This is a genomic window from Rhizobium rhizogenes NBRC 13257, assembly GCF_000696095.1.
Taxonomy (GTDB): Bacteria; Pseudomonadota; Alphaproteobacteria; order Rhizobiales; family Rhizobiaceae; genus Rhizobium; species Rhizobium rhizogenes.
This window is the reverse complement of sequence record NZ_BAYX01000007.1, coordinates 96,968-121,137: the sequence shown is the minus strand read 5'-3', so window position 1 is coordinate 121,137 and position 24,170 is coordinate 96,968. Positions and strand designations below refer to the sequence as shown.

At 61.1% G+C, this 24,170-nt stretch carries 22 protein-coding genes; 13 read left to right on the top strand and 9 right to left on the bottom strand.

Going from position 1 to position 24,170, the window contains the following annotated elements:
- Positions 1 to 5: 5 nt before the first annotated feature.
- Positions 6 to 1,328 carry a UDP-glucose dehydrogenase family protein gene (locus tag RRH01S_RS16890; protein ID WP_012652134.1) on the bottom strand — a complete coding sequence of 441 codons (1,323 nt, stop codon included), beginning with the start codon at positions 1,326 to 1,328 and terminating at the stop codon, positions 6 to 8.
- A gap of 280 nt (positions 1,329 to 1,608) precedes the next feature.
- Here RRH01S_RS16890 and RRH01S_RS16885 point away from each other — a divergent pair, with 280 nt between their 5' ends.
- The 4 genes from RRH01S_RS16885 (at position 1,609) to RRH01S_RS16870 (ending at position 7,756) form a co-directional block, all read left to right on the top strand.
- Positions 1,609 to 2,907 (top strand): amidohydrolase family protein, encoded by a 1,299-nt coding sequence (locus tag RRH01S_RS16885; protein WP_042473206.1) that lies wholly within the window; start codon positions 1,609 to 1,611, stop codon positions 2,905 to 2,907.
- A gap of 116 nt (positions 2,908 to 3,023) precedes the next feature.
- Entirely contained in the window at positions 3,024 to 3,875 is an 852-nt protein-coding gene (locus tag RRH01S_RS16880) for a GNAT family N-acetyltransferase (RefSeq protein ID WP_034519261.1), read from the top strand.
- 223 nt (positions 3,876 to 4,098) lie between these two features.
- Positions 4,099 to 5,394 carry an adenylosuccinate synthase gene (locus RRH01S_RS16875; RefSeq protein WP_007703827.1) on the top strand — a complete coding sequence of 432 codons (1,296 nt, stop codon included), beginning with the start codon at positions 4,099 to 4,101 and terminating at the stop codon, positions 5,392 to 5,394.
- A gap of 61 nt (positions 5,395 to 5,455) precedes the next feature.
- Positions 5,456 to 7,756, top strand: a complete 2,301-nt coding sequence (locus RRH01S_RS16870) for a hypothetical protein (protein WP_034517727.1) — start codon at positions 5,456 to 5,458, stop codon at positions 7,754 to 7,756.
- A 94-nt stretch (positions 7,757 to 7,850) separates the two neighbouring features.
- Here the strand turns inward: RRH01S_RS16870 and rpoH are convergent, their stop codons facing one another.
- Both rpoH and RRH01S_RS16860 read right to left on the bottom strand, forming a co-directional pair.
- The gene (rpoH, locus tag RRH01S_RS16865) at positions 7,851 to 8,759 is read right to left on the bottom strand and encodes an RNA polymerase sigma factor RpoH (protein ID WP_007703821.1); all 909 of its coding nucleotides are present in this window, start codon (positions 8,757 to 8,759) and stop codon (positions 7,851 to 7,853) included.
- Positions 8,760 to 9,125: 366 nt separating this feature from the next.
- Positions 9,126 to 10,151, bottom strand: a complete 1,026-nt coding sequence (locus RRH01S_RS16860) for an RluA family pseudouridine synthase (protein ID WP_034519263.1) — start codon at positions 10,149 to 10,151, stop codon at positions 9,126 to 9,128.
- Positions 10,152 to 10,200: 49 nt separating this feature from the next.
- Here RRH01S_RS16860 and RRH01S_RS16855 point away from each other — a divergent pair, with 49 nt between their 5' ends.
- Positions 10,201 to 10,578, top strand: a complete 378-nt coding sequence (locus RRH01S_RS16855; protein ID WP_012652129.1) for a hypothetical protein — start codon at positions 10,201 to 10,203, stop codon at positions 10,576 to 10,578.
- 10 nt (positions 10,579 to 10,588) lie between these two features.
- Positions 10,589 to 11,419, top strand: a complete 831-nt coding sequence (locus RRH01S_RS16850) for a TrmH family RNA methyltransferase (RefSeq protein ID WP_012652128.1) — start codon at positions 10,589 to 10,591, stop codon at positions 11,417 to 11,419.
- A 27-nt stretch (positions 11,420 to 11,446) separates the two neighbouring features.
- Here RRH01S_RS16850 and RRH01S_RS16845 read toward each other — a convergent pair whose 3' ends face one another.
- Positions 11,447 to 12,613 carry a hypothetical protein gene (locus tag RRH01S_RS16845; RefSeq protein WP_012652127.1) on the bottom strand — a complete coding sequence of 389 codons (1,167 nt, stop codon included), beginning with the start codon at positions 12,611 to 12,613 and terminating at the stop codon, positions 11,447 to 11,449.
- Positions 12,614 to 12,799: 186 nt separating this feature from the next.
- Positions 12,800 to 13,414, bottom strand: coding sequence for a DUF1134 domain-containing protein (locus tag RRH01S_RS16840; RefSeq protein WP_229202536.1), 615 nt, complete (start codon positions 13,412 to 13,414; stop codon positions 12,800 to 12,802).
- A 306-nt stretch (positions 13,415 to 13,720) separates the two neighbouring features.
- Here RRH01S_RS16840 and chpT point away from each other — a divergent pair, with 306 nt between their 5' ends.
- Complete coding sequence (chpT, locus tag RRH01S_RS16835) at positions 13,721 to 14,368, top strand: histidine phosphotransferase ChpT (protein WP_042473201.1); 648 nt, start codon at positions 13,721 to 13,723, stop codon at positions 14,366 to 14,368.
- 207 nt (positions 14,369 to 14,575) lie between these two features.
- Entirely contained in the window at positions 14,576 to 14,938 is a 363-nt protein-coding gene (locus RRH01S_RS16830) for a response regulator (protein ID WP_007703802.1), read from the top strand.
- Positions 14,939 to 15,074: 136 nt separating this feature from the next.
- Here RRH01S_RS16830 and ctrA read toward each other — a convergent pair whose 3' ends face one another.
- Entirely contained in the window at positions 15,075 to 15,776 is a 702-nt protein-coding gene (gene ctrA / locus RRH01S_RS16825) for a response regulator transcription factor CtrA (protein ID WP_007703801.1), read from the bottom strand.
- Positions 15,777 to 16,216: 440 nt separating this feature from the next.
- Between ctrA and RRH01S_RS16820 the strand changes: the two genes are divergently transcribed.
- Positions 16,217 to 16,573 (top strand): hypothetical protein, encoded by a 357-nt coding sequence (locus tag RRH01S_RS16820; protein ID WP_007703800.1) that lies wholly within the window; start codon positions 16,217 to 16,219, stop codon positions 16,571 to 16,573.
- A gap of 191 nt (positions 16,574 to 16,764) precedes the next feature.
- On the opposite strand, the gene RRH01S_RS16815 is transcribed toward RRH01S_RS16820, so the two are convergent.
- From RRH01S_RS16815 to cysQ, 3 genes are all read right to left on the bottom strand, one after another.
- Complete coding sequence (locus RRH01S_RS16815; protein WP_007703797.1) at positions 16,765 to 17,046, bottom strand: GNAT family N-acetyltransferase; 282 nt, start codon at positions 17,044 to 17,046, stop codon at positions 16,765 to 16,767.
- Positions 17,047 to 17,389: 343 nt separating this feature from the next.
- Positions 17,390 to 17,665, bottom strand: a complete 276-nt coding sequence (gene sciP / locus RRH01S_RS16810; RefSeq protein WP_007533628.1) for a CtrA inhibitor SciP — start codon at positions 17,663 to 17,665, stop codon at positions 17,390 to 17,392.
- 231 nt (positions 17,666 to 17,896) lie between these two features.
- Complete coding sequence (gene cysQ / locus RRH01S_RS16805; RefSeq protein ID WP_042473196.1) at positions 17,897 to 18,691, bottom strand: 3'(2'),5'-bisphosphate nucleotidase CysQ; 795 nt, start codon at positions 18,689 to 18,691, stop codon at positions 17,897 to 17,899.
- A gap of 327 nt (positions 18,692 to 19,018) precedes the next feature.
- On the opposite strand from cysQ, the gene RRH01S_RS16800 reads away from it, so the two are divergent.
- From RRH01S_RS16800 to RRH01S_RS16785, 4 genes are read left to right on the top strand one after another with little or no spacing between them, the layout of a single operon-like run.
- Positions 19,019 to 20,272, top strand: coding sequence for a sarcosine oxidase subunit beta family protein (locus tag RRH01S_RS16800; protein WP_012652122.1), 1,254 nt, complete (start codon positions 19,019 to 19,021; stop codon positions 20,270 to 20,272).
- 13 nt (positions 20,273 to 20,285) lie between these two features.
- Positions 20,286 to 20,561, top strand: coding sequence for a sarcosine oxidase subunit delta (locus RRH01S_RS16795; RefSeq protein WP_012652121.1), 276 nt, complete (start codon positions 20,286 to 20,288; stop codon positions 20,559 to 20,561).
- The gene (locus RRH01S_RS16790; protein ID WP_034517730.1) at positions 20,558 to 23,515 is read left to right on the top strand and encodes a sarcosine oxidase subunit alpha family protein; all 2,958 of its coding nucleotides are present in this window, start codon (positions 20,558 to 20,560) and stop codon (positions 23,513 to 23,515) included. Before RRH01S_RS16795 ends, RRH01S_RS16790 begins: the two co-directional genes overlap by 4 nt.
- 7 nt (positions 23,516 to 23,522) lie before the next feature.
- Complete coding sequence (locus RRH01S_RS16785; protein WP_034517732.1) at positions 23,523 to 24,077, top strand: sarcosine oxidase subunit gamma; 555 nt, start codon at positions 23,523 to 23,525, stop codon at positions 24,075 to 24,077.
- The last annotated feature ends 93 nt before the right edge of the window (positions 24,078 to 24,170 follow it).

Here is a 24,170-nt window from a genome sequence, read left to right as displayed (position 1 = left end):
CTTGCTTACAGTTCGGCCCCGTTCATGGGTCTGCCGATGCTCGTATAGACAAAGCCGTGCTTTGTGACCTCGTCATGGCGATAGATGTTTCTGAGGTCGACGAGGACCGGAGCGTTCATGACGGCCTTCAGCCGGGCGAAATCGAGCGCGCGGAACTGGTTCCATTCGGTGACGATGACAAGAGCGTCGGCGCCCTGCGCGGCGCTATAGGCGTCCGCGGCATAGGTAATATCGTCGATCACCTGGCGGGCATTGTCCATGCCCTCGGGATCGTAGCCGGTCACGGTGGCGCCGCCGTCCTGAAGCGTCTGGATGACCGAGATCGCCGGGCTGTCGCGCATGTCGTCGGTATTCGGCTTGAAGGTCAGGCCGAGCACGGCAACGGTCTTTCCCCTGACGTCGCCGCCCATGGCCGCGATCACCTTGCGGCCCATGGCGCGCTTGCGGTTGTCGTTGATCGAGATCGTCGTCTCGATGAGGCGCACGGGACTGTCAAAATCCTGCGCGGTCTTGGCGAGCGCCAGCGTGTCCTTCGGGAAGCAGGAGCCGCCATAGCCCGGGCCGGCATGCAGGAACTTCGCGCCGATGCGGCCGTCGAGCCCGATGCCGCGCGACACTTCCTGCACATTGGCGCCGACCTTCTCGCAGAGATCGGCCATCTCGTTGATGAAGGTGATCTTCATGGCGAGGAAGGCATTGGCAGCGTATTTGATCAGCTCGGAGGTGCGCCGCGCGGTGAAGAGCAGCGGCGCCTGGTTGAGATAGAGCGGCCGGTAGACCTCGGTCATGACACCGCGAGCGCGATCGTCGTTGAGGCCGATGACGATGCGGTCGGGACGCTTGAAGTCCTCGATGGCCGCACCCTCGCGCAAAAATTCCGGATTGGAGACAACGGCGACATCGGCATTCGGATTGGTTTCGCGGATGATGCGCTCGACCTCGTCGCCGGTGCCGACCGGTACGGTCGACTTGGTGACGATGACGGTGAAGCCCTTGACGTGTTCGGCTATCTCGCGGGCGGCGGCATAGACGTAGGAGAGATCGGCATGGCCATCGCCGCGACGCGACGGCGTGCCGACAGCGATGAAGACGACGTCGCTGGCGGCAACGCTGGTTTCGACATCGGTCGAGAAGGACAGGCGGCCGGCGCGGACATTGTCGGCGACGAGTTGTTCCAGGCCGGGCTCGAAGATCGGGATTTCGCCTTTCAGCAGCGCCTCGATCTTGCCGACATCCTTGTCGACGCAAATGACGTCATGGCCGAAATCCGCAAAGCAGACACCAGACACAAGACCCACATAACCCGAACCGATCATTGTGATGTGCATGGAACTTCAATCCTCTTGCTTGCAGTGGGCTCAGCGCTGCGGCGCGATCCCTTCATTGGCGGTCGCCTGCGCTTATACACAGGATCGCCGGGGACGCCTATACGTTGCGGTGCTTATCCAGGGCACTGCGATAGAGGTGTCATAAAGACCATAAAGATAAAGGCAATGTGACATGCGTGGATCGCTACAGTTCCAAACCGTTGAACGACTTGCCAGCCTTCGGAGGCATGCTAGACATTCACGATAGAAGCATCTCCCACCGATCCGAAGGCAATTCTCCATGACATTCGATCTCATCGTCCGCAATGCCAACCTTCCTGACGGCCGCAAGGGGCAGGATATTGCCATTGCCGGTGGCAAGATCGTGGCTGTCGAGCCTGGACTGAAGGCGGAGGCGGAACGTGTGATCGATGCCGGCGGCCATCTGGTGTCGCCTCCCTTTATCGATTGTCATTTTCACATGGACGCGACCCTGTCGCTCGGCCTGCCGAGGCTCAATACGTCGGGCACGTTGCTGGAGGGCATTGCGCTCTGGGGGGAGCTGAAGCCGTTGTTGACGCACGAGGCGGTGGCGGAGCGGGCCTTGCGCTATTGCGATCTCGCGGTATCGCAGGGTCTTTTGGCCGTGCGTACCCATGTCGATATCTGCGATGACCGACTGTTGGCCGTCGAGGCGCTGCTGGAGGTGAAGAAGCAGGTCGCGCCCTATCTCGACCTGCAGCTCGTGGCCTTCCCGCAGGACGGTTATTACCGATCGCCGACGGCGGCACAGAATCTGGAGCGCGCGCTTGATCTCGGCGTCGATATCGTCGGCGGCATTCCGCACTTCGAGCGGACGATGGAGGATGGCGCACGTTCGGTGCGCGCACTCTGCGAGATCGCCGAGAAGCGCGGCCTGATGGTCGACGTGCATTGCGACGAGACCGACGATCCACTGTCGCGCCACGTCGAGACATTGGCCGCTGAAACGACACGGCTCGGTCTTCAGGGCAGGGTGGCCGGCTCGCATCTGACCTCGATGCACTCGATGGACAATTATTATGTCTCTAAACTCCTACCGCTAATCGCGGAGGCAGGGGTGCATGCGATTCCCAATCCGCTGATCAACATCATGCTGCAGGGACGGCACGACACATATCCCAAGCGGCGCGGGTTGACCCGGGTCAAGGAGATGCGTGAATTCGGCATCAATATCGCCTTCGGCCAGGATTGCTGCATGGACCCCTGGTATTCGCTCGGCGGCGCCGACATGCTGGATGTCGCCCATATGGGGCTGCATGTCGGGCAGCTGGCGTCGCGCGAAGCCATGCGGTTCTGCTTCGACGCCGTCACCGCCAATCCGGCCAAAGTGATGGGCATCGACGGTTACGGGCTGGAGGTAGGCTGCAACGGTGATCTCGTCGTGCTGCAGGCCCGGGATACGATCGAGGCTATCAGGATGCGCGCCGGCCGGCTCTTTGTGGTCCGGCGCGGCAAGGTGATCAGCGAGACGCCGCCGCGTGTCGCAGCGCTGTCGCTTGTAGGCAGGCCGAGATCGGTCGACCCGGCCACTTATGCGCCAAATGCAGCCGAGGGCTGAAGCGGCCGGGCGTGTCGCCCCGTATCGCTTGTGATTGCCATTGCATTGCACCATGATGGGCGGGGCGCGACCGTTCCAACGAGAACGGCGCGGAATGGGCGATGTGGGGCGTTTGCATGAAGTCGACTTTCGCCGTGCGTACAATGCGAGCCGGGGAATTGGAGCTCGCTCTCGAATGGGCTCGACAGGAGGGATGGAATCCCGGTGTCGACGATGCCCCGGCATTCTGGGAAGCGGATCCTTCCGGCTTCTTCGTCGGCGCGATCGGCGAGGTGCCGGTCGGCTGCATCTCCCTCGTGCGCTATGGTGAAAGCTTCGCCTTTCTCGGCCTCTACATGGTCCATCCGGAATTTCGCGGCAAGGGTTATGGCAAGGCGCTGTGGAACAAGGTCATGACCTTCGCGGGCAATCGCACCGTCGGCCTCGACGGCGTCGTCGGGCAGCAGGAAAACTATCGCCGTCACGGTTTCGAGGCGGCCTATCGTACGCTGCGCTATGGCGGTGTCGCCAAAGTGCCCGACATAGACAAGGCCGTGGAGGTCGTGCCGGTCACGCAGGGCAGGCTCGAGGCGCTGCTGCGCTACGATGCCGGCATTTTCCCGGGGTTGCGCTATTCTTTCCTCACCGCTTGGTGTGGCGCGCCCGAGAGGCGAAAATCCTTCATGGTCGGCAGCGGTGACAGAATTCGTGGCTACGGCACCATCCGGCGCTGTTTCGAGGGGTTCAAGGTCGGCCCGCTATTTGCAAACAGCCCCGATGTCGCGGCGGCGCTGCTGGCCACGCTGCTGTCGGAGGCCAAGGGCAGGCCGGTGTATCTGGACGTGCCCGTTGAAAATGCCGAGGCAATCGGGCTTGCCGAAGCCTGCGGGCTCTCGCCGCTGTTCGAAACGGCGCGGATGTATCGCGGCGCTGCCCCGAACATGCCGCTCAATCGCATCTTTGCCGTCACCACGCTCGAACTCGGCTAGCTCTCGGTTTTTGCGCTTTTGCTCCTGAAATTAGGCAGATCCGGGAAAGGTTAGGCTTTCGCCGGTGCGCGCCGACAGGAAGAATCCTGTTGGAGGCGCTGATTCGTCACGTAAAAAGCCGATTCTCCTGAGACAACAGGGTCGCTTTCCGAAAAACAAAGCTTTATAGATGCGCGGGTTTGAGCAAGGCGCGTCTCTGCGCGCAGGAAGCGGGAATGGAGAAATGACGAACGTAGTTGTGATCGGTTCGCAATGGGGTGACGAAGGCAAGGGCAAGATTGTCGACTGGCTTTCGGAACGCGCCGACGTGATCGTGCGCTTTCAGGGTGGCCACAATGCCGGTCATACGCTGGTTGTCGATGGTGTCAGCTATAAGCTCGCGCTGCTGCCCTCCGGGCTGGTTCGCGGCAAGCTGAGCGTCATCGGAAACGGCGTCGTCGTCGATCCGCATCATTTCGTCGCCGAAGTCGAGAAGCTGCGCGCCCAGGGCATCGCGGTCACGCCCGACGTGCTGCGTATTGCCGAAAACGCGCCGCTGATCCTGTCGCTGCACCGTGATCTCGACGCGCTTCGCGAAGACGCTGCCTCCAACAGCGGCACGAAGATCGGCACGACGCGCCGCGGCATCGGCCCAGCTTATGAAGACAAGGTCGGCCGCCGCGCTATCCGCGTTATCGATCTCTCCGAGCCGGAAACGCTGCCCGCCAAGATCGACCGGCTGCTGACGCACCACAATGCGCTGCGTCGCGGCATGGGTCTCAGCGAAATCTCCTTCAACGCGCTGCACGAGGAACTGACCTCGGTTGCGGAGCACATTCTTCCTTATATGGACCAGGTCTGGCGGCTGCTCGACGAGCAGCGCAAGGCGGGTGCCCGCATCCTGTTCGAAGGTGCGCAGGGCGCGCTGCTCGACAACGACCATGGCACCTATCCTTTCGTAACCTCGTCCAATACGGTGGCGGGACAGGCGGCAGCCGGCTCCGGTCTCGGACCGACGGCGCTTGGCTATGTGTTGGGCATCACCAAGGCCTATACGACGCGCGTCGGCGAAGGACCTTTCCCCTGCGAACTGCATGACGAGATCGGCAAGCACTTATCGACGGTCGGTCGCGAAGTCGGTGTCAACACCGGCCGTCCGCGCCGCTGCGGCTGGTTCGATGCCGTGCTGGTTCGCCAGACCGTCAAGACCTCCGGCATTACCGGTATTGCGCTGACCAAGCTTGATGTGCTCGACGGTCTCGACGAGCTGAAGATCTGCATCGGCTACAGATTGGACGGCAAGGAAATCGACTACCTGCCGTCGAGCCAGGCGGCGCAAGCCCGCGTCGAGCCGATCTACATAACGCTCGAAGGCTGGAAGGAATCGACCGTCGGCGCCCGCAAATGGGCCGATTTGCCGGCGCAGGCGATCAAATATGTCCGTCAGGTGGAGGAGCTGATCGGTGCGCCCGTGGCGATGCTTTCGACCAGCCCGGAACGCGAAGACACCATACTTGTGACTGATCCGTTTGAGGGCTAATGTCACGAAATAATGACGAATCCCGGTCCGGCTGTGTGGCGGGCATCATGAGAAAGTACTGATGGCGGATTTTGTAGCAGTCATTCGGCGGGCCGTGGATGGCCTGACCGAAAACACTCCCGAGATGCGGGTCAAGGTTTACGAGCGAGCTCGTGGTGCCGTGCAGCGGCAGCTCGAGAGCATGAAGCCGCGTCCGCCGGAGGAGATGCTGCGCCGCCAGCTTGACAAGCTCGAAACCGCGATCGTCGAGGTGGAGGCGGAGCACGCCGAAGCCTTGCCGGCGGCCGAGGAGCCCGTCGCGGAAGTGCCTGTTGTGCATGAAGAACCGCAGGCAGCACTTCCCGAAGAGCACCATGTCGAGGACGAGCATGTCGTAGAGGAGCCGGAACCGGCTCCTGCGGAGGTTCATGCGCAAGAGGAAGTAGTCGCTTACGTTCCGGCGCATGAAGAACCCGTCCATGAAGAAGAGCCCATCCATCAAGAAGAGCCCGTGCATGTCCAGCACGAGGTGGTGGATGAACGCGAGCCGGTAGAAGCATGGCACGACGCGCCGCAAGAGCCGGAGCCCGTGGCGGCTCATCACGCCGAGGCCCATGTCGAGCCTGTCGAAGACTATGTAGAGCCTGCCCACGAAGAGCCGCAGCACTATGCTGAGGAACAGCCGGCCGTTGCCGCAGAGCCTGAGCCGGCCCCGCAACGGCCGCATGTCATTCACTCGTCCGCCGATGACGTCATCAGTCAGGTCGAGGAGATTTGGGCCGAGGTTGGCACGCCTTCGAAGCAGGCCGCGCCCGAGCCGGTCATGCCCGCCGCCGCCTTCACGCCGGCTCCCTTCGGTCATCCCGTCGAGGAGCCTGTCGTCGCGAAGACGCCGACGGCCGATAACGGTTTTGCCTGGGACGCGGATGTCTTCGGGGAGCTGCAGTCGGCCCCGGCCGCCAAGCCGGTGCAGCCCGCACGGCAGGTGCCGGATAATGCCTTTGACGATGTCGATCTTTTTGCCGACGTGCATTCATCGCCGAAAGCTGCGCCAAAGAACGAGGCTGACGGTGACGGTTGGCGCGAGCTCAAGGAACTTGCCGGTTTCGACAAGCTCGCTGAAAATGGGGATAGCGGTAACGGCTCCTCCATTCCGCCGGATGTCGATCGGGACATGGCGTCGAGGCTGCAAGGCAAGAGCTTCCGCATGGAGCCGAAGCGCCGCCGTTTCGGCGCGACTGCGGCTATCTTGACGCTTATCGGTGTTGCGGCCGTTGCCGGTGGCGGCTATGCCGCCTGGCTGAACCGCGAAGCGCTCGACAAGATGGTTACGGATCTCATCAGCTCGGCGCCGAAGACAGCGACCAGCACGCCATCTTCCGACACCGCCAGCAACAATACTGCGCCGGCCACCACTCCTCCAGCGGCTTCGCCTGCGACCACGCCAGCGCAAAATGGCAACGCCGCCGCAACGCCGCCGGCAGCCGGCAATACCAATGTCGCCTCGCTCGACAACGATCCGAATACGGTCAATACCAAGTTCACGCAGCGCCTGCTGGCGAACGGCACGGAAGAGGATGAAGGCCCGGCGGCCGGCGGACAGCCCGGCGTGGCCGAAGGCAAGTCCGTTGCCGAACAGAACGTCGCCTCCGCAGCCCCGGCGACAGGTGCCGCAGCTGCTCCGGCGACTGCCCCCGCCGGCAATGCGGACGCCGCTCAGGCGACGCAGAGCCCCGCCGCGACCGCACCCGCCGCGCCACCACCGGCTGCCGCCGATCAGCAGGCTTCCGCCACGCCTCAGCAGACAGCACCGGTCGCAGATGGCCAGAAAGTGTTCCTCTATGAGGAACGTCTCGGCCAGACATCGCCGACAGCTTTCGAAGGTACAGTCACCTGGTCGCTGCAGGAAGGCAAGGGCGCCGACGGCCGTCCGGAGCCGTCCGTCCAGGGCCTCATCAATGTGCCCCAGCGTGGGTTGACGGCGACGATCACCGTGTCGCGCAATACGGACTCCTCGCTGCCGGCAAGCCATCTGGTTGAGCTGGCCTTCCAGGTTCCGCCGAATTTCGAGGGCGGCGCCATCGACAATGTGCAGCGCATTGCGCTGAAGTCGACCGAGCAGGATCGTGGTGATGCGTTGATCGCCGTGCCGGCCAAGGTTACCGACGATGTCTACATGGTCGCGCTCAACGATTTCCCGGATGCGCGCAAGACCAACCTCGATCTCTTGAAAACCCGCAACTGGATCGACATTCCCGTGGTCTACCGCAATGGCCGCCGCGCCTTGCTGACCATGGAAAAGGGTCCGACCGGCAGCGACGCCTTCAACAAGGCGATTGCCGAATGGCAGGCGCTTGGCGGCGTTGCTGCGAGCAGCCAGTAATCGGTTTCAAGCAACTGGAATCAAAAAAGGCGGGCTTTGCAGCCCGCCTTTTTGTTTGAAATATTTGGTTTTGACGATCCGAGATTCGGTCCGTTTAAGCGGTGGCCTCGACAACGCGCAGCGCCTTGGCGCGTTCCAGCGCGTCCTTTTGCACGGCTTCCTGAACCTTCTCGAAAGCACGGACTTCGATCTGGCGAACGCGTTCGCGGCTGATGTCGAACTCGGACGAGAGATCTTCCAGCGTCACCGGATCTTCCGAGAGGCGACGAGCCTCGAAGATGCGGCGTTCACGGTCGTTCAGGACGCTCATGGCACGCGCCAGCATGCGGCGGCGCGTATCAAGCTCATCCTGTTCGATCAGCACGGCTTCCTGGCTTTCATGATCATCCACCAGCCAATCCTGCCACTGGCCGGACTCGCCTTCGGATGCCTTGATCGGCGCGTTCAGCGAAGCGTCGCCCGAGAGGCGGCGGTTCATCGAAATGACCTCTTCCTCGGAGACCTTCAGCTTAGTGGCGATTTCGGAGACATGCTCCGGCTTCAGGTCACCTTCATCGATGGCCTGGATACGGCCTTTTAGGCGGCGCAGGTTGAAGAACAGGCGCTTTTGGTTAGCCGTCGTGCCCATCTTCACCAGAGACCACGAGCGCAGGATATATTCCTGGATCGAAGCCTTGATCCACCACATGGCATAGGTCGCCAGACGGAAGCCGCGTTCCGGGTCAAACTTCTTGACGGCCTGCATGAGGCCGACATTGCCTTCCGATACGACTTCGCCGATCGGCAGGCCGTAGCCGCGATAGCCCATGGCAATCTTCGCCACGAGGCGCAGATGGCTGGTGACGAGTCTGTGAGCGGCCTCGCGGTCGGCATGTTCCGCGTAGCGCTTGGCGAGCATATACTCTTCCTGCGGCTCCAGCATCGGGAACTTGCGGATCTCGTCGAGATAACGGTTAAGGCCGGCTTCCCCGGCGGCGATGGACGGTAAGGTATTACGGGCCATGAATGTGCACCCTCCTATTCGAGATTTGGTCCCTTCTGGGGGCGCATTGCACGCTCTTTGCGAAGCTGACCAAGGCGCGCAGGTCTGAAGACCCCGCACTAAACCAATATGTAGATAAGTACGGCCAAACAGTGATTCAAGAACATGGTCACGCAGCTGTTACCCGGCGTGAACGCTAACCACGCCGTGACATTCGCCCTTGTGACTATCCTCCCGAGTGCTCCAGCCCTAGGGATCCAACCACTTGAACAACAAACACATTGCGTTCTCGGCGGATGAGGGATGTACCGGAGATCGGTTCCAGACAACATTATAGGCGCGGGAGAGGCCGGCGTCCAGCCGTCTGATTTTAGGGGGCGCTGATCCTCACCCCCGCAGTATGGCCGCCAGCTCTTCCATGTCGTCCGGCAAGGGCGCTTCGAAATGCATCACTTCGCCGGTCCGCGGATGTTCGAACTGCAGCAGGTAGGCGTGGAGCGCCTGGCGCGGGAAGCGGTTGACGGCTTCCCTTGCCGCATCCGGCAGGAGGTTGGCCTTGGTCTTGAAGCCGCCGCCATAGGCGGCGTCGCCGAGGAGCGGATGGCCGATATGCGCCATGTGGACGCGGATCTGGTGGGTGCGGCCGGTTTCGAGGTGACAGTCGATCAGCGAGGCGAGCGCTGTGGCATCAGGCGCCTCATGAAAGCGCTCTATCACTTCATAATGCGTGATGGCCTCATCGGCGTCCGGGCTGCCGGGGCGCTTGACGGAACGTCGTGTCCGGTCGCCGGTGGCGCGGCCGAGTGGCGCGTTGACGGTGCCGACGAGCTGGCGCGGACGACCCCAGACGATCGCTTGATAGGCGCGTTCCAGCGGCGTGGTGCGGCCATGATCGGCAAATTGCAGCGACAGGTGGCGGTGGGCGATATCGTTCTTGGCAACGACCATGACGCCAGTGGTGTCCTTGTCCAGCCGGTGGACGATGCCCGGCCGGCGCACGCCGCCGATGCCGGAGAGGCTGTCGCCGCAATGATGGATGAGCGCGTTGACCAGCGTGCCGGTCCAGTTACCGGCGCCGGGGTGGACGACCAAGCCGGCAGGCTTGGAGATGACGATGACGTCGTCATCCTCGAAGAGCACGTCGAGCGGGATGTCCTCGCCCTGCGGCGTCGGATCCTCCGGCTCGGGCATGGAGATCTCATAGATGTCACCCGGACGCACCTTGCGCTTGGCGTCAGTTACCGGGGTGCCGTTGAGCAGGACGGCATTGGCCTTGATCAGTGCCTGGACGCGGCTGCGGGACAATTCCTCGTCCATTTGCGCTGTCAGCCATGCATCCAGCCGGCCTTCGGCGGTTTCATCGGCAGTTAGGACTTTTCTATTGCCCGCGGCTTCTTTAAAGGGGTCGCTCAAACGCATTTCTCCGGCGCACAGGCGCTCTTCAGGAAATAAGGACGCATCGATGACGAATCTCGAGCCAGACGATCAAGAGGAGAAGCCCCTCGATCCGGCCCTGGAAAGTGTCCGACGCAAGATGGTCCGCCTGCAGATCGTCTCGGCGGCCGTCATGGTGGTGAGCCTTATGGCCGTGTTCGGCGCCGTTGTCTATAAGACGATGCGCGCTCCGGTAAAGCCGGCGGGCGCTGCTGCCTCGAATATTCCTTCGGATGCTCCGGTCTCCGTGACCGCTGCGCTGCCGCAGGGATTTACCGTCCAGTCGACGGCGCTTTCCGGCAATCAGGTGCTGTTCTACGGCACGCTTGCCAGCGGCCAGCGTCAGGCCATCGTCTTCGATTACGGCATCGGCCGCATCGTCGCGACGATATCGCTCCCGAACTGACGGCTTGGCGATGACGGGCGACCGGCTGATCGAGATTACGCATCCCGACGATCCGCGCATCGCTGAGTTCCGCGATATCCGCGAGCGTGACCTGACCGGCCGCGAGAGCCGCTTTATCGCCGAGGGTACGGTGGTGCTGCGGCTTCTGGCCGGAGCGCATGCGGCTGGCGGCGATTTCGTCGCCGAAAAGGTGCTGCTGCTACGCAATCGCGCCGCCGGGCTGGAAGAGATCATCACGGCCTTTCCACCCGACGTGCCGATCTATGTCGCGGACGGTTCGGTGCTGGACGGCATCGTCGGCTTCCATTTGCATCGGGGTGTCCTGGCGCTTGGACGGCGGACGGCGGACACGGGTATGGACGCCTTTCTCGGACGGCTGCCGAAACGCCCGCTCGTTCTTGTCGGCTGTGGCATCTCCAACCACGACAATATCGGCTCGATGTTCCGCAACGCGGCGGCCTTCGGCGCTGATGCCGTGCTACTCGACGAGACCTGCTGTGATCCACTTTACCGCAAGGCGCTGCGCGTCTCTGTCGGCTCGGTACTGACCATGCCCTATCGCCGTGAATTCAGAGATGTCGATCTGCTCACGGCGTTGGCGGAGCGCGGCTTTGCCATCTGGAGCCTGTCGCCGCGCGGAAAGACCGATATCCGCGCCGTTCCTCCGACGGATCACATCGCACTGGTGGTCGGCACCGAGGGAGAAGGGCTGCCGCAGGAGATCTTGTCAACCTTCGGCAGCGTGCGGATACCTCAGGCGCCGGGCCTGGACAGCCTCAACGTGGCAACGGCAAGCGGCATCGCGCTTTTCGAGATGGCATCGCTGCTAAAGCGGGTCTGAATTTCCGCCTTTGCCGAGCCCTTGCGGCTATTTCCGCAAGAGGGCGGCGGCGCGATGGGCGAGGCTGAGGCGCGCACCCTGTTCGGCCGGGGTCGTTTCCTTTGGCAATAGATCGAAGATCGGCGATTGATCGCCTTCCTGGCGGGCGGTCAGGGCCACCATGTTGGCGCCGATAACGGCGATTTCCTCGCGCATGGCTTGATCATGCGCCGGCGAGCGGGATTTGGACAGACGATCCGAAAGCGCCGCGGCGCGATTGCGCACTTCTTCCGTCAAATGGGCGATGTCGTCTTCCACGGTGCGCTCCGGTTTAGAGGCGTTGGCGTCATTGTCGGCGGCCGCCGTGATTGCCGGTTCGGCCATCGGCTTGGCGCCATTGGCCCGCTTGGCGGATGAGACGAGATTGGCGGCGCGGGGCGCCCGAGCGGTTGGACGCGTCCCACCGTTGGCGGCTTCCAGCTTTTCCTTCAGGCTCGCTATCGAGGTTTCCTTGTCGGCATTGCCCGCAATCTCCCGATTCAGCCGCTCGTCGAGCCGCCGAGCCCTATCGCTCTCCTGACCGAGACGCAATTCGGCATCCCTGGCGCGCTGGCTTGCCTGGTTCAGATCCTGGCGCAGCGTGTCGCGTTCGTCCCGCAACGTGTTGATGCGAAGCTTCAGGCTTTCGACTTCGGTTTCCCGCGCCGCCAGATCGATCTTCAGATTGTCGGCGTCGGCGGCCATCTTGGTCATCCGCTTGCGCAGGCTGTCGATATCGGCGTCTTTTTCGGCACTTGCCTGTCCCGCCGCGTGCACGCCGGATTTGAGCTGGCTGATATCGCGTTCCTCACGGCGCAGGCGTGAGCGCAGTTCGCCAGCCTCGGTTTCCAGATCGTCGATACGGGTCTGCAACTCGCTGCTCTCGGCGGCAAAGCGGCTGGCTTCCTGGAGAAGCTTGCCGTTGTTTATCTGTAGGGCGACACCCTTGTCACGTTCCTGGGTGAGCAGCTGTTCCGTCTTGGCGTTCTCGGCGGCGAAGAGGGCGCGTGCCATGTCCTTCTGCGCCCGCACTTCCTGCGGGCTCAGCGGCATCGTGGCCTTCAACCGCTTTTCCGTGAACCAGACAATGCGGCGGTGGATCGCGGGCGCGATTAGGAAAGCCAGAAAGGCTGCGGTCAGAAAGCCCAATCCGAACAACAGAGCAAATTCAATCACGGCACTGCCTGCATCTGGGAGTTGTTTGCGATATCGGTAAATTGATTAAGCATGGGGGCAGGCCGACGAGCAAGGGTTTAAATCGGATATGGTTTACCGGCGCGCCGACGTTCCCGGACAAGAAAAGGCCCGCGATCGGCGCGGGCCAGGAGATCGAAGGCATTGGAGGCGATATTGCTCGAAACCTCAGAAGGGATTCCATGTCGCGCTTGGCGTGACCTTGAGGTAGCCGAGATTGACGCCGAGGCGGGCGCCGAGGCCGGTGCGGATCGGCACCAGCACGATGTTGTTGTTCTTCAGCACCGTCATGCCGAAGCCGGCGACGACGAAGGCCTGGCCGCTGACGCCGCCGAAACGGGTATAGACACTGTCGATGCTCGGCAGGTCGTAGACCAACATCATGACGCGGGCGCCCTGGCCGCCATAGTCGAGGCCGAGGGACGGTCCCTGCCAATAGAGCGGGTGCTCGCCGGCATTCTTGGTGTTGAGTTGGCCTTCGCCATAGGTCAGGCCGGCGATGAAGGCGCCGGAGCCTTCTTGGCCGAGGATGTAGCCGTTCGGCAATCCATATTGCTGGAAGGCCCGCTCGACCACCTTGGCGAGGCCGCCGCTGGTGGAGCCGAAGAAGGAATGCCCGGCGTCGACGATTTCCTGCATCGAATAATGTTGGTTGGTCGGCGCAGCCGCCGCCTGACGAACCGGCAATGCGAAGCTCACGAATGCAACGATGGCCAAGATCAGGCCGAGGCCTACCGTTCTAGAGCCGGGGCTGGGCATTCTCTTCAGGAGTTGATAGCGCATGTCAGTCATCCGTTCATCATGGTCGGTGCGATTGAGAGCGGGCGTCTGGCGCATTCGCATGAACGCGCCCAATATGCCTTGCTCCCCGTTCCAGACTGTTCCGCCCGATTTCCGCAGAGCGATTCGCGCGCGAAAAAGTCTGGTGGTGATGAATGCATTTTGCGTCGATCATCTTAACAATCGGTTTACCAAATATGGTGTCTTTATGGCGAGTGGTACGCCGCCTGCGGCAATCCTCGAGCAATCTTGCCGTGGCAACGTAAAATCATACGGCGTTCCGCCTTGTCAGCATTCAGGAGACAATGAATGTCGAAGAATCCGAACCTCACCTTGACCGGACCGGATCTGGCCGCGCTGCTATGCAGCCGCGTTTGCCATGATGTGATCTCGCCGGTCGGTGCGATCAATAACGGCCTGGAGCTGCTCGACGAGGGCGGTGCCGATGCCGATGCCATGGACCTGATCCGCACCAGCGCGCTCAACGCTTCGGTCCGCCTCAAGTTCGCGCGCCTTGCCTTCGGCGCCTCCGGTTCCGTCGGCGCCTCGATCGATACGGGCGAGGCCGAGCGTGCCGCCAAGGATTTCGCCGCCGCCGAGAAGAAGGCCGAGGTGAGCTGGACCGGCCCGCGCGCCATCATCCCCAAGAACCGGGTCAAACTGCTGCTTAATCTCTTTCTCGTCGCCTATGGCTCGATCCCGCGCGGCGGCAATATCGACGTGGTGCTGGAAAATCCCGATCTCGACGCCAAGTTCATGATCACTACCAAGGGCCGGCTGATGCGCGTGCCGCCGAAATTCGCCGAAATCTGCTCCGGTACGCTGGAAGAGGCGGTCGATGCCCATTCGATCCAGCCCTATTACACCGTGCTTCTGGCTGACGAGAGCGGCATGGAACTTTCCTACAAGGCCACGCCGGAAGAGCTGACCTTCATCGCCACTATGCGCGGCGAATAGTCGGTTTTCGCAGACTCCATTTTGATACCCCCGCAACGGAACCGGTTGCGGGGGTATTTGTGCGTGTATCAAAACACCTCCGCACAATCTTTCGACCGTTCGCGCAATTGACAATATAACGGTAACGAATCCTTAGCCTCGCGCCCCTATCGTTCCAATTTGAGGTTGGTGCCCGACCGATGGCGACCGGGCGCGAAGGAGCGGATAATGCAGCGGTTCATGATTACGGATACGTCGGATGTCGTACGCAAGGTCGGCAAGCGCATTCTGTCGGAGCTGGATTTTCTCGTGAGCGAAGCCGGCGATGCCCGTGAGGCGTTGGCGCGCTGCCAGGCCGAAATTCCCGACTATCTGATCGTCGATGCCGGCATGGAAGGCGCTCTCGAGCTGATCTCCAGCATCCGCGCCATGCCGAACGGCAAGGATGTGAAGATCTATTACTGCGTCATCGAGGCGGATCTGCGCAAGCTGATGGCCGGAAAGCGGGCCGGCGCCACCGACTTCCTGCTGAAGCCTTTCGACCGCAAGATCCTGACCGCCGTTTTCGGCAATCGTGCCATCGCGGCCTGATCCTAGCCAAGCCGTCCCAGTCTATGGATGACAGCCGCCTCTCCAGGCGGCTTTTTGTTGTAGTAACATCGACAACAAAAAATCCCGCCTGATGCGGCGGGATTTTGATTGGTGTGGCGGTTGTGGGGTAGGCGGCTCAGGCGCTTTCGGCTAGCTCGTTGTTGTCGGGCTCGCGCAGCACATAGCCGCGGCCCCAGACAGTTTCGATATAGTTGGCGCCGCCGGCGGCATTTGCGAGCTTTTTGCGCAGCTTGCAGATGAATACGTCGATGATCTTCAGTTCCGGCTCGTCCATGCCGCCATAAAGGTGGTTCAGGAACATTTCCTTGGTGAGCGTGGTGCCCTTGCGGAGCGAAAGCAGCTCCAGCATCTGGTATTCCTTGCCCGTCAGATGCACGCGCTGGCCGCCGACTTCGACGGTCTTGGCGTCGAGATTGACGATCAGTTCGCCGGTCATGATCACCGACTGGGCATGGCCCTTGGAACGGCGGACGATGGCGTGAATTCGTGCGACCAATTCATCCTTGTGAAAGGGTTTGGTCATATAGTCGTCTGCACCGAAGCCGAGACCGCGAACCTTGTCTTCAATACCGGCCATGCCGGAGAGGATGAGGATCGGTGTCTTTACCTTCGACAGGCGCAGCGTGCGAAGCACTTCGTAGCCGGACATGTCGGGAAGGTTAAGATCGAGCAGAATGATGTCGTAGTCGTAGAGCTTTCCGAGATCCACGCCTTCTTCACCGAGATCGGTGGTGTAGACGTTGAAACTCTCGGATTTGAGCATCAGCTCGATGCTCTGCGCTGTCGCGCTATCGTCTTCAATTAGTAGAACCCGCATAATTATCCCCTTTACCGCCGCCGAAAGGTCGTCAGCCCCCTACGCGATACCGAACAAATCACTGCCTGATTTGGAAGCTGCCATGGAATGGTTAACAAATTCTGATTCACTCTGGCAAGTCGTATCGAATTTATTAAATAATTTTTCCATTGCACTGTTTTCCAAAGACAATCGGCAAATATCAATCCTAAAGTGTTGCATTAAGAAGACACGCCAAGTGATTCATTCGACTCGCCTATGCCGACATATCGAATTCCGACTGCGGCATTTACTGACCCTTAAATCATTGTCCCTATCATTAACGATGCCCGTAAACGAAAGGTTACCAGCGGTAGGTTTTTATTAAGATCGCTGGAAATTTTTTTAACCAAACCGTCTCAAAGCGGCGCGGCGGGTCATTTTATCGAGAGCCGGGGTCTCGCATCACGGGAGTAATGCGTATGAAGTCACGTGAGAGCCTAACGCGCCTGAAAGAATTTCAGGTGAACGAAAAACGCCGTCAGTTGCAGCAATTGCAGATGATGATGGCGGAATTCGACCGTATGACAAAGGATCTGGAGAGCCAGATCGTGCTGGAAGAGAAAAAGTCCGGCATTGTTGACCCGAGCCACTTTGCCTACCCGACCTTTGCCAAGGCCGCGCGCCAGCGTGCGGACAACCTGCAGGTGTCGATCCGGGAATTGCAGGTGCAGGAAGAGGCGTTGGAGACATCGCTGGAAGAAATGCAGGCCGAATATGCCAAGGCAGCAGCCTTGGAAGAGCGTGACGGTTCGGGTCCAGTAAGGGCGCGCGCCTGATGTAACCATTCCGTCGCCAGCTGTTGCCCCCCAAGCCGACTGTGTTCCGAAATCGGAATGTTTTCCAGGGGGATACGGGAAGCGGCGGGAACGGCACGAGAGCCGTGCATGACTGGCCATGATTGGGCCGGCCATGCACGGTTTTTGGTGTTTTCTGGAGAAGAAGTGGATCGTCTTTGCTGAGGAGACGCCTACATATTCACAACGTCATGCCATTCTTTGTGACGTAGAGACTGCGCCTTGAAAAAGGGGCAGAGCGGAATGATTTTCCAGCCGCCGCGGCGGGCTTCCTCGACGGCATGAAGGGCGAGTGCCTGGCCGACGCCCTTGCCTCGAAGCGCATCCGGAACGCCGGTATGATCGATAATGATAAGGTTTGGGGAGGCGCGGGAAAAGGTCATCTCGGCCTCGTGGCCTTCGACCGTCGCGACATAGCGGCCGCCTGACGCATTGTTTTCGTTGCGAATATCCATGATCAGCCTCCCAAATGTTGCGTATTGGGAAGATTGACATGTGGAAGGCGAACTGCCAACCGGTGAAATCGGCAAGGCATCGTCTCCTTTTCGAATATCGCTTCGACATCAAGGAGAATATTAAACAGTCCAGTTGGACGGATTTTATATTTAGTGTGCCAACTCGGCTACCAACGGCCGTTTGGCCATCGCCAAAACAGGCGGGTTTGCCGCGACGTCCATGCAGCCAGGTCTGTGGTTTTTACGCTGGCTGCATCATGATTTCGGGCCTTCTTCTTGTCCTGGAGAGGAGGGAAGGAGGCCCGAATTGAAGATCAAACGGATATCGCGGCTGCTGCAATCGTCAGTGACGATACTGCTGTATGCGGGTCGTCCGCAGGCCGGCGAGGCCATGGGAATTGATGGAAGACTGCCAGGAAAGGAACTCTTCGACAGTGAGCGTATAACGTTCGCAGGCTTCTTCCAAGCTCAGCAGGCCACCGCGCACAGCGGCGACAACCTCGGCCTTACGACGGATAACCCAGCGGCGCGTGTTCGGCGGCGGCAGGTCGGCTATCGTCAGCGGGCTGCCATCGGGGCCGATGACATACTTTACTCGGGGACGTATCATTTCGGTCATTGGACTCTCTACACATACTCAAGACCACAAGAGCCACTCTAGCTTGCCACATTTAAAAATTGCCTAAGCGCTTAGTAACACTTTGCTAAGAATTTTAAGAAAAACGGCAGCGGACTGATTTGCAGCCGGCGCAGCGCCGCCACAAGTCAAGCAAGCCCCTATAATTCGTAGGAGAAAACAGGCTGCGCTACTAGTTTTTGTCAGTGAAAACTTACGTTTCGGGATCAAAAACTAGGCGTCGACGAGATTTTTCTTTCCGCCCCAGCAGATAAAATTGGGATTGGCGAAATCGGAATCTTCGCTCTGGTCGGTCTTGCCGTAGGCGAGGGGATGGCCGTCGAGCGTGACAGTCGAGCCGCCTGCAGCGCGCAATACGGCATCGCCGGCCGCAGTGTCCCACTCCATCGTGCGGGTAAAGCGCGGATAGACGTCGGCCTTGCCTTCGGCGAGAAGACAGAACTTCAGCGAAGAACCGATCGACGTGCAGGCGGAGACGGCGTTTTCCGCCAGGAAGCTGTCTGTCCTCGGGCTGCTGTTGCAGCGGCTGGCAAGCGCCAGCAGCCTGTCGGGTCGCCCGCGCACGGCAATGATCGAACGGTCGGAGACGGTGAAATTGTCCGAAATGACGAGCTTGCGCGCCTCGCCGCCTTCGCCGGTAAAGGCAATGCCGAGTGCCGGCGCGAAAACGATCCCGGCGACGGGAGCGCCGTTGTGGATATAGGCGATGTTGACGGTGAATTCGTCGCGATGCTCGATGAATTCGCGCGTGCCGTCGAGCGGATCGACGAGGAAGAAGGAGCGGCCGCGAATGTCGGGAATCCTGCCGGCGGCCACCGATTCCTCGGCAATTGCCGGAATGTCGGGGAAATCGCGCGTCAGGTAATCGAGGATGATATATTCGGCGCGTTCGTCGGCGAGGGTGACGGGGCTCTGATCCTGCTTCAAGGCGACAGCATAGCCCGCGCGGTAGACCTCCAAAATGGCCTTACCCGCCTCTAGGGCTGCTTTTTCAAATGTCGCGAGCATTTGCCTGTTCGTCTTTCCGCAGCTCGTCTGCGTTGCAAGTAGGGAACTATAATACTTAAGAGGTCTTCACTATGAAGTGTAGACCCAGCGTTGATCACGTTTTTACCGCCTAGCTATCGGATTGTGACTCGGCAAGAGGGCTTTGCAGCTCTGCGCCGATCCTGGCAGCATCCACAGAACTGCGTGCTTTTTGGAATACAGCGGTTTGCCGCCGTAGCGCATTCGGGAAAGAACATGTCCTGTTTGCGAAGATTTTCCGTCCTTTCGGGACTTGTCGTTTTTATTGCATATGCGAATGTGCGGCCGGGTAGAGATCGGGATTAGTCTATGCGTTATTCGGCATATCAGCTTCTAAAACAGGCGCTTTCGGGAAACCGACATTGGCAACCTGTGTGGCGAACCCCGGAGCCGAAGCCGCATTACGACGTGATCATCGTTGGCGGCGGTGGGCACGGGCTGGCGACGGCCTATTATCTCGCCAAGGAGTTCGGCATCACCAATGTCGCTGTGCTCGAAAAGAGCTATCTCGGCTCCGGCAATGCCGGCCGCAACACCACGATCATCCGCTCCAACTACCTGCTGCCGGGCAACGAGCCCTTCTACGAATTCTCGATGCAGCTCTGGGAAGGGCTGGAGCAGGACTTCAATTACAATGCCATGGTCTCGCAGCGCGGCGTCCTCAACCTGTTCCATTCCGACGGGCAACGCGATGCCTATGCCCGGCGCGGCAACGCGATGCGTATGCATGGGGTCGATGCGGAGCTGCTGAACCGGGATCAGGTGCGCAAGATGATGCCCTATCTCAATTTCGATCACGCGCGCTTTCCGATCCTCGGCGGCCTGCTGCAGGAGCGTGGCGGCACCGCGCGGCACGATGCCGTCGCCTGGGGCTATGCACGCGGCGCCGACAGCCGTGGCGTCGATCTCATCCAGCAATGCGAGGTGATCGGCATACGCCGTGACGAGAGCGGAGCAGTGACTGGCGTCGAGACGACGCGCGGCTTCATCGGCTGCGGCAAGCTGGCGCTGGCGGCGGCCGGCCACACCTCGATCCTCGGCCAAATGGCGGATCTGGAGCTGCCGATCGAAACCCATGTGCTGCAGGCTTTCGTCTCGGAAGGGCTGAAGCCGGTGATCGACCACGTCATCACCTATGGCGCCGGACATTTCTATATATCGCAGTCGGACAAGGGCGGTTTGGTCTTCGGCGCCGATATTGATTACTACAGCTCCTATGCCCAGCGCGGCAATCTGGCCACCGTCGAGCACACGATGGAGGAGGGAGTGTCGCTGATCCCCGGCCTGTCGCGCGTTCGCGTGCTGCGCACCTGGGGCGGGGTGATGGATATGAGCATGGACGGCTCGCCGATCATCGATCGCACCCATATCGACAATCTCTATCTGAACTGCGGCTGGAACTATGGCGGCTTCAAAGCGACGCCGGCCTCTGGTTTCTGCTTTGCGCACCTGATCGCCAAAGGCGAGAGCCACGAGGTCAGCCGCTTCATGCGTCTCGATCGCTTCGAGCGCGGTTTTGTGATCGACGAAAGCGGCAAGGGTCCGCAGCCGAATCTGCATTGAGGGCACGAAACCAATGGCAAGCTTGATCAACTGCCCGCATTGCGGCACGCGCCCGAAAGAAGAGTTCACCATTCGCGGCGCCTCGGTCGTCCGCCCGGCACCGTCGGCGCCGGATGAAGACTGGCATCGCTACGTCTATATCCGCGACAACGAGCGCGGGCGCATTTTTGAAGATTGGCATCATGCGGCCGGTTGCCGCCGCTGGCTGATCGTCGAGCGCAGCAATGTCACCCACGAGGTCTTTTCCGTCACGGATGCGGCGGACAAGGCGCGGGAGGCGGCGCAATGACGGCCTATCGTCTCGCCGCTGGCGGTCTCGTCAATCGCAGCCGGCCGCTTTCGTTCAAGTTCGACGGCAAGGATATGAAGGGTTTGGAGGGCGATACGCTCGCCGCCGCCCTTCTTGCCAATGACCAGCTGCTCGTAGGTCGTAGTTTTAAATATCACCGGCCACGCGGCATTCTGACGGCGGGCTCGGCTGAGCCGAACGCGCTGGTGACGATCGGCAAGGATGGGCGCACGGAGCCGAACACGCGGGCGACTGTTGCCGAACTCTATCAGGGCCTTACCGCCGTCAGTCAGAATCGCTGGCCGTCGCTGAAATATGACGTCGCCTCGATCAATGGGCTGCTGTCACCCTTCCTCGGCACCGGCTTCTACTACAAGACCTTCATGTGGCCGGCAGCCTTCTGGGAGAAGGTTTACGAGCCGCTGATCCGCCGCGCCGCCGGTCTCGGCAAGGCGGTGATGGAGCCCGATCCGGATCGCTACGAGAAAGCCTGGGCGCATTGCGACCTGCTGGTGATCGGCTCCGGCCCGGCCGGGCTGATGGCGGCGATTACGGCGGCGCGTGCCGGTCTGCGTGTCGTCGTTGCCGATGAGGGATTTCGTCTGGGCGGATCGCTTTTGTCTGAACGGCTGTCGATCGGCGGCGTTTCCGCCGATGCCTTTCTGCATACCGCGCTCAAGGAACTTCAGAGCTACGAGAATGTCACCTTGATGCCGCGCACAACGGTGGTTGGCTGGTACGATGACAATGTCTTCGGCGCGGTCGAAAAAGTGCAGAAGCATGTGGCAATGCCGTCGCCCGATCTGCCGATGGAGCGTCTGTGGCGCATTGCGGCCAAACGCGCCATTCTTGCCACGGGCGCGGAAGAGCGGCCTTTGGTGTTCGGCGGCAACGACAAGCCGGGCGCGATGATGGCGGGCGCGATGCGCAGTTATCTCAATCGCTATGGTGTGGTGGCGGGCCAGAAGGTGGCGGTGTTCACCAATGGCGGCTCCGGTTATCGCACGGCGCAGGATCTGGCCGCCGAAGGTGTCGAGATATCGGCCATTATCGATACGCGCAGTGATGCGTCGGATGCAGCGCCGCAGGGCGTTCGGGTCATCCATGGCGGCACCGTGCAGGCGACGAAGGGCAAATATCGCGTCAGCGGCATCATCGCCGATCGCGGTGGCCTGGACGAGCTGATCGCCTGCGATGCGCTGGCCATGTCCGGCGGCTGGTCGCCGATCATTCATCTTGCCTGCCAGCGCGGCGCAAAGCCGGTGTGGTCGGAGGAGAAGCAGGCCTTCATGGCGCCGACGGTCGGCGGCGAATTGGAGATTGCCGGTTCTGCGGCCGGCATTGAGGACGTCTCGGGCTGCTTTGCCGATGGCGCTGCAAAGGCGCGGCAGGTGATCGAAAGCCTTGGCCGCAAGGCGCATGCGGCGGAAGTGCCGGAGGTCGAGGGCGATTACGATGCATCCTTTGCTGCGACCTGGCATTTGCCGGGCGCCAAGGACAAGGCCTTCGTCGATTTCCAGAATGACGTGCACACCAAGGATCTGGGTCTGGCACTGCGCGAAGGCTTCGGCCATGCCGAGCACGCCAAGCGCTACACGACCAGCGGCATGGCGACGGATCAGGGCAAGCTCGGCAATGTCAACGCCGCGGGCATCATCGCCGGCATGCGTGGCGTCAGTCCGGCGGCTGTGGGAACGACGACATTCAGGCCTTTCTACACGCCTGTCTCCTTCGGTGCCCTGGCGGGCACGTCGCGTGGCAAGCATGCGCATCCGGTGCGGGAATCGCCGTTGCATGGCTGGGCGAAGAAAAATGGCGCTGTTTTCGTCGAATCCGGCCTTTGGTACCGCTCCGCCTGGTTTGCGCGCGGCGGCGAAAGGACTTGGCGTGATAGCGTCGACCGCGAGGTGCTGAATGTCCGCAGCAATGTCGGCCTTTGCGATGTCTCGACGCTCGGCAAGATCGAAATCTTCGGCAAGGATGCCGCCGAATTTCTCAACCGGCTCTATTCCAATGCCTTCCTGAAGCTGCCGATCGGCAAGGCGCGGTACGGGCTGATGCTGCGTGAAGACGGCATTGTGTTCGACGACGGCACGACGAGCCATCTGTCGCCGAATCACTTCTTCCTCACCACCACGACGGCAATGGCCGGCGAGGTGATGACGCATATGGAGTTCTGCTCCCAGAACCTCTGGCCGCAACTCGACGTGCGTTTCGTCTCCTCGTCGGATCAATGGGCACAGATGGCGATTGCCGGACCGAAGGCGCGGCTGGTTCTGGAACAGATCGTCGAGGACGATATTTCCGACGCGTTCTTCCCATTCCTCGCCGCTTCGGAGGTGATGCTGAAGGGCGGATTGAAGGCGCGGTTGTTCCGAATCTCCTTCTCCGGTGAACTGGCTTATGAGCTCGCCGTTCCCGCCGGTTACGGCGAGGCAGTGGCGGACGCGGTCATGGAGGCGGGCAAGGCGCATGGTATCTGCGCCTACGGCGTCGAGGCGCTGAATGTGCTGCGCATCGAGAAGGGCCATGTCACTCACAACGAACTCGATGGCCGCACCACGCCCGACGATGTCGGTCTCGGCCGGATGATGTCGACGCAGAAGCCGGATTTCATCGGCAAGCGTCTCTCGACCCGCTTCGGCCTGACCGCCGCCGATCGTGGCCAGCTCGTCGGGTTGAAGCCGCTTGAGGCCAGCAAGGAAATCCGGGCTGGCGCGCACCTCCTGAGGGAGGGCGCCAAGCCGTCGACCGCGAATGATCAGGGGCATGTCTCCTCGGCCTGCTTCTCGCCGGTTCTCAATCATTTCATCGCGCTCGCCTTTCTGAAATCGGGTCGCGAGCGGATCGGCGAACATGTGATCGTCTGGGACGGATTACGCGGCGAGGAGGTTGTTGCCGAGGTCTGCAATCCGGTCTTCGTCGATCCCGACAACAAGAAGCTTTTAGGGTGAGGGTCTGATGAGCGCCGCATATCAAAACAGGCACGTTCTGGAAGATCATATCTCCGGTTTCGAGGCCGAGCCCAATCCGAACCATCTCGCCGTCGTCCGTCGCCCGGTCATCTTCTCCGTCCTTGGCCATGCTGGGCAGGAGGGCTGGACGCTGGCGGCGCTGAAGGCGATGCCGGATATTTCCGTGCGCCATGTCGGGCCTGGCGAGTGGCTGGCGGTGTCCGAGACGCTCGCGGCGGAGAGCCTGGCGCGGGACCTCGCCATGCTGGATGCGGCCCGTGCTTCCTTTTTCGAGCAGAGTGACGGTCGCGTGGTGTTGCGCCTTTCCGGGCCGAGCGTTCGCCGCATCCTGGCGAAATGCGTGGCGGTCGATCTGCATCCGCAGGTCTTCGCCGAGGGTCAGTCGGCCAGCATGTTGTGCTGCCATGTCAGCGCCAATCTCGCCCGCACCGGCCCCGACCGTTTCGAAATCATCGTGCCGCGCTCCTATGCCGGCAGTGTTTTCGAGGAGGTGATGGAGATGGGGCGCGAGTTTGCGTTGACGGCCGGCTTCGCCGATTGAGACTGCAATCCTGAGCGGTGTGACGCGGTTTTCCGACGGGTCCATAAGCCCGAAAGCGAATGGCGCGATCCGAACAATCGCTATGGCGCAAAC

Bases quoted from the DNA above. Each gene is read 5' to 3' on its own strand.
- rpoH (WP_007703821.1), bottom strand. From the start codon at position 8,759: ATGGCCCGTAATACCTTACCGTCCATCGCCGCCGGGGAAGCCGGCCTT.
- RRH01S_RS16885 (WP_042473206.1), top strand. From the start codon at position 1,609: ATGACATTCGATCTCATCGTCCGCAATGCCAACCTTCCTGACGGCCGC.
- RRH01S_RS16800 (WP_012652122.1), top strand. From the start codon at position 19,019: ATGCGTTATTCGGCATATCAGCTTCTAAAACAGGCGCTTTCGGGAAAC.
- RRH01S_RS16890 (WP_012652134.1), bottom strand. From the start codon at position 1,328: ATGCACATCACAATGATCGGTTCGGGTTATGTGGGTCTTGTGTCTGGT.
- RRH01S_RS16875 (WP_007703827.1), top strand. From the start codon at position 4,099: ATGACGAACGTAGTTGTGATCGGTTCGCAATGGGGTGACGAAGGCAAG.
- RRH01S_RS16870 (WP_034517727.1), top strand. From the start codon at position 5,456: ATGGCGGATTTTGTAGCAGTCATTCGGCGGGCCGTGGATGGCCTGACC.
- RRH01S_RS16785 (WP_034517732.1), top strand. From the start codon at position 23,523: ATGAGCGCCGCATATCAAAACAGGCACGTTCTGGAAGATCATATCTCC.
- ctrA (WP_007703801.1), bottom strand. From the start codon at position 15,776: ATGCGGGTTCTACTAATTGAAGACGATAGCGCGACAGCGCAGAGCATC.
- RRH01S_RS16820 (WP_007703800.1), top strand. From the start codon at position 16,217: ATGAAGTCACGTGAGAGCCTAACGCGCCTGAAAGAATTTCAGGTGAAC.
- RRH01S_RS16840 (WP_229202536.1), bottom strand. From the start codon at position 13,414: ATGCGCTATCAACTCCTGAAGAGAATGCCCAGCCCCGGCTCTAGAACG.
- cysQ (WP_042473196.1), bottom strand. From the start codon at position 18,691: ATGCTCGCGACATTTGAAAAAGCAGCCCTAGAGGCGGGTAAGGCCATT.
- RRH01S_RS16790 (WP_034517730.1), top strand. From the start codon at position 20,558: ATGACGGCCTATCGTCTCGCCGCTGGCGGTCTCGTCAATCGCAGCCGG.
- RRH01S_RS16880 (WP_034519261.1), top strand. From the start codon at position 3,024: ATGAAGTCGACTTTCGCCGTGCGTACAATGCGAGCCGGGGAATTGGAG.
- RRH01S_RS16795 (WP_012652121.1), top strand. From the start codon at position 20,286: ATGGCAAGCTTGATCAACTGCCCGCATTGCGGCACGCGCCCGAAAGAA.
- RRH01S_RS16830 (WP_007703802.1), top strand. From the start codon at position 14,576: ATGCAGCGGTTCATGATTACGGATACGTCGGATGTCGTACGCAAGGTC.
- RRH01S_RS16815 (WP_007703797.1), bottom strand. From the start codon at position 17,046: ATGGATATTCGCAACGAAAACAATGCGTCAGGCGGCCGCTATGTCGCG.
- RRH01S_RS16855 (WP_012652129.1), top strand. From the start codon at position 10,201: ATGACGAATCTCGAGCCAGACGATCAAGAGGAGAAGCCCCTCGATCCG.
- RRH01S_RS16850 (WP_012652128.1), top strand. From the start codon at position 10,589: ATGACGGGCGACCGGCTGATCGAGATTACGCATCCCGACGATCCGCGC.
- sciP (WP_007533628.1), bottom strand. From the start codon at position 17,665: ATGACCGAAATGATACGTCCCCGAGTAAAGTATGTCATCGGCCCCGAT.
- chpT (WP_042473201.1), top strand. From the start codon at position 13,721: ATGTCGAAGAATCCGAACCTCACCTTGACCGGACCGGATCTGGCCGCG.